This window comes from Herbiconiux daphne (assembly GCF_024979295.1).
Lineage (GTDB): Bacteria > Actinomycetota > Actinomycetes > Actinomycetales > Microbacteriaceae > Herbiconiux > Herbiconiux daphnes.
The window spans coordinates 1-532 of record NZ_JANLCJ010000770.1 but is presented as its reverse complement, the minus strand read 5'-3'; the positions used below and the strand labels follow the sequence as shown (position 1 = coordinate 532).

Sequence of the window (532 nt, the reverse complement as noted above, 5' to 3'; positions counted from 1 at the left end):
AGGCAACACGGCTTGCTGTACTGGTGGAGTTTATCGGATTGGCTTTCGATTGTCCGTGGTTCGCGGAGAACCCTGTAAGCCGTCTGGCTTCACTCTGGCGCAAACCTGATTACAGTTTTCACCCTTTCGAGTTTGGCGGTTATCTGCCTGAAGATGATGAACACCCGGATTACCCGGAAATCATCAAAGCGCGGGATGCGTACCCAAAGAAAACTATGTTATGGGCTGGTAATGGCTTCAGGTTTCCAGTGAAAAAACCTGTACCTGTTCGGCCTGGTTATTCCGATCAGTTTTGGAAGTTAGGAGGCAAATCTCTTCGCACGAAGAATATCAGATCAGCTACACCCCGTTCTTTCGCACTGGCAGTATTTGAAGCAAATAAAAAAGGGCGCTAAGCGCCCCTTTCTTTTTCAGCCTTCTTTTCAGCCTTGAGGATCACCCTCTTGCACTTACTCACCATCCAGCCCGGTAGACCATCGCCACCAGCAGCGATATAACCGACAACTTCCGCTTTATTCTTCAGACCTAACTC

1 protein-coding gene is annotated in these 532 nt (G+C 48.9%); it reads left to right on the top strand.

Features of this window, described 5'->3' with window-relative positions:
- Positions 1–395: hypothetical protein (locus N1032_RS27600; RefSeq protein WP_259543922.1), on the top strand; the 395-nt coding region annotated here is incomplete at its 5' end.
- Between the last annotated feature and the right edge of the window lie 137 nt (positions 396–532).